Genomic DNA, 7,302 nt, shown 5'->3' with positions numbered 1-7,302 from the left:
ATCTATTACCCTTTTATATTTATCTATTGATTCTAAAAACAAAGATTCTGCTTCGGCTCCTTCCTTCATTTCGGCTAAATCTCCTAAAGCATTCCCCCAATTAAAGTATAAATCAGATAATGAATCATTTATACTATTATCATTAAATTTATTTAATTTTTCTTCAATCAATTTTATTTTTTCTATGTCATATTCCTCAGAAATAGTTAACTCTATTATTTCTTTTTTCAATTTATCAATTGATAATTCATTTGGATCAATGGTAACAACTTTATTCTTTTCAAACTGTTGTATTGCTATGTCAACATTTTTTTTTGCTATTTCAAGCCTATCTTTTACACCTTTAAAATGTTTATCTTCATCTATATCATTTATTTCACCTAACATATTTTTTAATGAAGAAAACGGTTTATCCATAATAATAGGTTGATCTAGTCCTAATTCCTCATTCAGTTTTAACATAAAAGAGTCTGAATCATACCCTTTTATAAAATATGCATTTGTATTTTTAGTGTTTAAAAATGATTTTACATTTGCATTAGGTTCACTATCCTTGTATCCCACCCAATATAAATCATGATCGAATCTTCCTAGGTTTTTAATGTGTTCAAAAACTGGATCAGAAGCACTGTAACCAATCACTACCCATGGTCTTTTATTCTTAATACTATCAAATATTCTAGGTAAAATATCACCCACTTTTGCCATTTCGTCTTCAGTATTCAATAACCACAATCCATCATGTTTACCATGTAAATAAACGACTGATTTTTCTTTAATCGTTGAGGTTGTTAAATCCTTAAGAATTGCCATATCATAAGTCGCAGGGAATTCATTATACAACGATAAAGCACGTAACATCAGATTATCAAAATTAACGCTTAGGATATAATCAACATAACTGCTATGAAGTAATTGAGCAAGGTAAATATGAGTTACATTAATTTTAGCATTATCAATGTAACCTTTCAATAATTCATTTCTTTCATAAGCTTGAAGACAGTTCATCAACTGAACATAATTTTTATCTTCATCCTTAAGTTTTTTGATAAACGGACTATCCTTATATTTCTCTAATATATCTTTTATAATCTCATTTGCTAAAGGTATTCCTCCAGTCTTGGAAACTCCAGCACCAAGAAAGAAAATGGGCTGAGGCTGACCTGCCTTTTTTGCTTGCTGTATCACATACGCTAATTCTTCTATCGTTCTATATTCCATGTTTGCTATTGTAATTTTATTAGTATTAGCTTATTTCTCTAAAGTTCTAAAATAATTGTATCATTTGTTACTATTATGCTCTAAATAATTAGAAATGGTTCGTTAGCCACAAAGCATTGTGGCTCTACATTGGTTTACTTTCAATTTTTCATCTGAAACAAAAAAAGCCAAACTAAAACAGCTTGACTTTTTATCTTATCTAAAAGTTATATATATAGAAATGTTGGTTTAAATATCATCTGGTAAAAGAACATTGTAGCCTTCCAAAACAGAATCTGCTTTCATGTTCATATAATCTACGGAAGAAGTGGCATGTTCTTTCAATTTTTGATCTCTTACGGAGATATAATAATTGTATTGTTCAGGTGTGAGGACCTTCCCTAAAATCAAATCTTTCTCGATCGCAAATGACTTCTCCATCTCAAGGTACTTGATATTAAATTTTCCAAGCTTGATAATATGGATAACCATTCTTTTGTTGACCAACATTATTTTTGTTCTTAGTTCTGCCACTTTTTCCTTCTCCAATGGAATCTCAGACGTAATGATTTTCAATTCCCTTGAAGTAATCAAGAAGGACAGTAATTCAGACTGTTGATCAAGGGTCAAAATCTTATCTCGGTCTTTATAAAACTGCTTGTTCATTTTCACTTTATCTTCGTGACTATAATAAGATCTGGCTTCTAATGAGTCCTTTTGCATATTATATTTCACTCTCAATGCCTTCATCTGCTCGTATTGTTCGGGAGATAATTGCACTACTTTATTGACCCAATCTGTAAATTTCTTGGCATACAATTTTTGTTCATCGGTTTGCCCCCATACAATCGTGGAACACATCAAAAGAACACCGATCAATAGTTTTGTTTTCATGGTATATGATTTAAAAAAATGAATAAAATGATTACTACTGCTTAATGAATTTCTTTCGTGTTTTATCAATTTGAAGAATGTAAACACCGCTTTGAAGTGTGGATATATCAAAAGCTTCCATTGATTCGTTAATCTGGAATCCATTGACTTCCCTTCCATCTATTCCGAAAATATAAACGTCTTTTTTATTTAGATTTAGGCCTCTGATATACAATAAATCGAAGGCTGGGTTAGGATATAATTTAAAGTCGACTGGAGGAGTAATAGACGTTGGAGGAATTTCCGTTTCTGTCTTGATGACCGTTAATTCATACGTCTTGATCAATTCCTCTTCCCCTAATTTCAAGAGGGTTGTAATGATGATTTTTTCGTTTTGCTCAGTCGGTTTTACAATTCCTTTGGTTCCATCGATTTCAATAATATTACTATTGGACGATACCCACTGTACTTCCAATCCCGTTCTTTCAGGAGCATGAAGGTGGATGTTTTGGGTGACAGATTGCACATCATCATTTTCATTAAAACCAATGTACACCTCTTTTTCTAGGGCTTTTAATTCACTTGACATTTCCCCCTTCAACTTAATGACAAATGACTTGTGACCTACCAAATGTTTGTATTTGATTTCTGCATCCAATCGTATAGCATGCTCTATTTCAGGTGTTGTAACTAAGCCTGAATCGCCTTGCACTTTTACCAAGTCTTCCGCATGAGAGGTCCATGTGACAGTGGCTTCATAACTTGACTGTGTGGGGAGATAAATGTTGTGTACAACATTATTTTTATGATCTTCATGTTGGAAACCTATTTCAGTGGCATTGATGGCTTCTTGCAAGAAAAGATTATCATCTAATGCTCCATCCACGGATACAAATACATCATCGATATAAATTGTCCCAACCACTTTACCCAATTGTAATAAAAGGCGAAGAGTGGTCATTCCTTCCATTGTAGCAGTAATTTCCTGTTCAACTTGATACAGCCTATCCTTTTCAATTACAATGGTCTCACTATTGATTTTATCCACTCCCTTATCCAACTGCAACTGGAACCTTAGCTCTGTATCGACATCTGCATAAACGGAAAATTTCACCAGGAACTTTTGAGCTTCAGCTGTTGGAAAACCAATAGCGTGATCCAAAGTTCTAAACCCTAGGTTGGAGAAATTTCCACCATTCGAAGTGATATGAAAAGCGGCTGATTTTGATGAAGTAGTGGGGTGTGTATCGTTTTGAAGTTGATATTCTATCCCTAAACCTTCCTTCGATGTCGTGATCCAACCTTCCTCTACACCATTCTCAAAACTAGGGTTAGTTTTAATGAGATTACCATTAACACGTTCTTCGTTTGTGGCATAATATTGATTCCACCATTGTTCTACATCTTGTTTTAGCAGAGCAATCTTGTTGCTATATTCTGCATTATTGACCTCGTTTATAGTCTCAATCGCTTGGCTATTTTCATAAATATAAAACTCTTCATGAAATGCCGTCACTTCTGAATAAGGAACATTCAGCGGAGTCATTTCTTTGTTACTTGTCCAAAGGGTATATCGCTCGTTTCCCTTCTTAAACGAATAGCCATTTTTACCATTCCTTTTATAATAAGTTACCGCCAAATCCAATGGGTAAGCTCTTTCCTCCTCATCATTATGATAGAGAGAATTACCCTGTAAAAACGTTGGTTTGGGTAAGTATGCATAGTCGCAAATGGTAGGATACAGATCAATCAACTGTACTGCTCTCTCCGACTCTTTTAATCGTTCTGAAGGATCTATGATGATCAATGGCACCTGAGCCGAATTTTGCAAAAGGTTATGTTTCCCCCACATATTATGATCTCCCAAGTTGAATCCATGATCTGAAGAAACAATAATCAAAGTGTTATCTTTCTCGCCTATGGCTTCTAGATGATCAACCAACATCCCAATTTGAGCATCAATATAAGACGCACAAGCGTAATAAGCGGTCAATAATTCTCTTTGCTTTTCAAGGTTCAATACTTTTTCCGCATCCTTATAAATATCTTCCCATGTCTGAGGAATATCCTTGTAGCCCAATAGTTCTGATGGTGCTTTGTAAGCAATGCTATCTGTTCCTTCAGGTAATTTTTGATAATTTGCTAACGTAATGGTTTTGCCTTCGTATAAATCAAAATACTTTTGCGGAGCTACAAAAGGCAAGTGTGGTTTCTTAAAACCTACAGATAAGAAAAACGGTTGTTCCGTCACTGAAAACTTATTCATCACCTTGATCGCCTCCAATGTAAATTGCCCATCTTGATAGCCATCATCTCCTACTCCTTCCGGCCCTTTTTCATAAGACACCCCTGCCTCTACTCTGTAGTTATTGCCTGATACAAAATCTCCATATTCTTCTGGATAATCGTAATGATTTGGATCTTTATAATCGTCAGTCCATGAAGTAGTATTGTGTCCGTCGTCCACATTTCTTGGGTCAAAAACTTTCCCAACAGCAGCAGTTCTGTAACCGTTCAATGCTAAATACTGAGGTAAGGTGGTGAGGTTTGGAGCGGTCTCTTCCAGTTTTAAAGTAAGGTTGGTAATGCCATTTCTTTCAGGATAAGTTCCGGTAAGAAAACTGGCTCTTGAAGGACCACAAACAGGATAAGAACATTGGGCGTTGGCATATTGAATACCTTGTTGCGATAGCTGATCAAAAGTAGGAGTAATCACTTCCTCATTTCCAAAAGCGGTCAGGTCAGTATTCAAATCATCAACCATGATAAAGAGAATATTTTTCCTTTGCGTTTTAGGAAATAGGGGTTGTAACTGCCCTTCAACCCAATCGCCTGCTTTACGATTATAAACGGTTTTGTTGGCTTTTGGACCAGCACACCAAATGGCTCTTGGTATCTCTAATTCTTCAGCCAACGTAGCTACGGCTTGATGGTATTTTGCTCTGCTCAAAGGTGAGCATAAGTTATTTGATCCAAATTCACCTAAGTATAACGGTAAATTCAAATTGTCTGCCCACTGTTTTACATTTTCAAAATCAGCTCTCAATGAAGCATACTCTTCTGCTGTTCCCCAATCCGGAATACTGTTATTCGTTTCCGGGTATTTTGTAAATGTATTAGGCCAATAATAATGAAACCATGGTATTAGTTTATCTTCATTTTCAAAAAGAGCCGGGTCCATTTGTTGAGGAGCAAAAATAGCATTATCTCCACCTCCTACTACCATCAAAATACGGTCAGGATTGTCTTTGCGTACTGTCTCTACTAATTCAACATTTAACTGATCTACTAATCCTTTATTCATATTAAAATAAGGTTCATTGATCAACTCAAAGACTAATTCATCATTACTTTTATCTTTGAAATGAGCACTGATCTGCGTCCAAATAGCTAAAAACCTTTCCCACTTTGCAGGATCAGTATACACTTCATCTTCTTTGGTCACTTCTTCTATAAACCAATGTTCACCATGGGCATTCAACACCACAATCAATCCTCTTTCAGTGGCCCAATCCACTACTTCTTCTACTCGTAACAACCATGCTTCGTCGATCGTGTAAGGTGGAGTTTCTGTAGTATGGCTTCCCCAGCGAACGGGCAGACGTATATGGTCAAAACCGGCTGCTGCCACATCATCCATCATAAATTCCTCTATTGGGTCAGCCCAGTCTCCTTCATTTTTGGCACTCATCACATTTCCAAAATTGTAGCCATTGCCTAGCCTTTTGGCCATATCATGAGCGGGAGTTTGTGCTTGAAGTAATGAGGAAAAAAAGAGTAAAAAATAGATTAGTATGAATTTTTTCATTTGTCGAATATTAAAAAGGCTGTTAAGTGCATTGTAAACTAAATTACCGTGAAATTTCAATCAATTATTCTGCAGACTTTTATGTCCTACTTTCAAGCTTCCTTCTTCTTCATTTTTCCATTGATGAAAAACGAAGCAAAAAATCTAGGCTTTGAAGTCAAAAGCTAAATTTCATTCCTCTCGCCTAAATGATTTTAAACTCGCTTTGCTCAAACAAGAAAATCATTTTTAACGGCTCAATTCATGAAATTCTTAACGCTTTTCCCTTCAATGCCGGAGGGAATACTACCAAACTAAAATGGTAGAAAGCTCACTGGCGCGAATGTTAAGCGTAAGCGTCATTCGTGTCCTATGGATCGGAAGAAATCTCCTGATTTCTAAAAGCCAATTAGTTTACAATGTGTTAAGTAATAGCATAAAGCATCGTGGAGAATATCGTGTATGATCGCTGAAATAATGGGCAAGTGATCATTGCTTCACCAAAACTGAGTGTTTTAACCTTCTTTAGTTTCAGTCTTGATGAGATTGCACTATCACCTACCCATATTTTAACTTTCGGACTCGAAACTCCTGTAGACTTTACCCTCACTTAACAGCCTATGTGTGGTCTACTTATTCCAATTGATGGATTATTTTTTGATAAACAATTTACTCTGAGTGTTCACCTTCAGGATATACTTACCGTTTGGTAATGACTGTACATTCAGTTTGTATCCGTTGGCTGTTTTCTCTGTTGTAAAATTATCGATCGATTTACCCAATAAGTCAAACACTGCAATGTCTGCGTCTATTTGAGGTGTACTCACTACTAAGTGATCCACTGTTGGGTTTGGATATATATTCAGGATCAAAAGTCCATCTTCTACTGAAGTAGGAACTTCTTCTTTCAATACAACTACTTCAAAAAGTTTAGTCACTGTTTCTTCTTCCAAACTTAATGTCGCTGTAAGCGTTACCGTTGTAGTCGCTGATGGTCTTGTCACTGTTCCGTCTGATGAAATCACTGCTTCATTGGATGAACTCCAAGCCACTGTACTGGCATGTGATGAAGTCAATGGCAACGTTAGGTTTGAGGTTACACTTTCAGCATTATCGCCTGCCGCATACGTGATCATCAAGGCTTCTGAGGCTTCTTGTAATAATTCAGCGATCGTTTTCTCTGCTGCTATTACAGTCACATCGAACGTTTTAGTCGTCGTTTCCTCTTCCAAACTTAATGTCGCTGTAAGCGTTACCGTTGTAGTTGCTGATGGTCTTGTCACTGTTCCGTTGGATGAAATCACTGCTTCATTGGATGAACTCCAAGCCACTGTACTAGTATGCGATGAGGTCAATGGCAACGTTAGGTTTGAGGTTACACTTTCAGCATTGTCGCCTTCCGCATACGTGATCATCAAGGCTTCTGAGGCTTCTTGTAATAA

Annotated in this window: 4 protein-coding genes; all 4 read right to left on the bottom strand. The window is 36.1% G+C overall.

Translation table 11 applies throughout. The features are described from left to right. A partial coding sequence (locus IC221_RS28990) for an SIR2 family protein (RefSeq protein WP_188172278.1) occupies positions 1-1,221 on the bottom strand: 1,221 nt, incomplete at its 3' end. A 228-nt stretch (positions 1,222-1,449) separates the two neighbouring features. Continuing rightward, entirely contained in the window at positions 1,450-2,094 is a 645-nt protein-coding gene (locus IC221_RS28985) for a hypothetical protein (RefSeq protein ID WP_188172277.1), read from the bottom strand. A 34-nt stretch (positions 2,095-2,128) separates the two neighbouring features. Then, complete coding sequence (locus IC221_RS28980) at positions 2,129-5,881, bottom strand: sulfatase-like hydrolase/transferase (protein WP_188172276.1); 3,753 nt, start codon at positions 5,879-5,881, stop codon at positions 2,129-2,131. Between the two features lie 629 nt (positions 5,882-6,510). Next, positions 6,511-7,302, bottom strand: a 792-nt coding sequence (locus IC221_RS28975) for a T9SS type A sorting domain-containing protein (RefSeq protein ID WP_188172275.1), incomplete at its 5' end; no start/stop codon positions are given.

It is taken from the genome of Flammeovirga sp. EKP202 (assembly GCF_014534745.1).
Lineage (GTDB): Bacteria > Bacteroidota > Bacteroidia > Cytophagales > Flammeovirgaceae > Flammeovirga.
The sequence above is the reverse complement of the archived record's forward strand: the minus strand, read 5'-3'. Positions and strand labels throughout refer to the sequence as shown.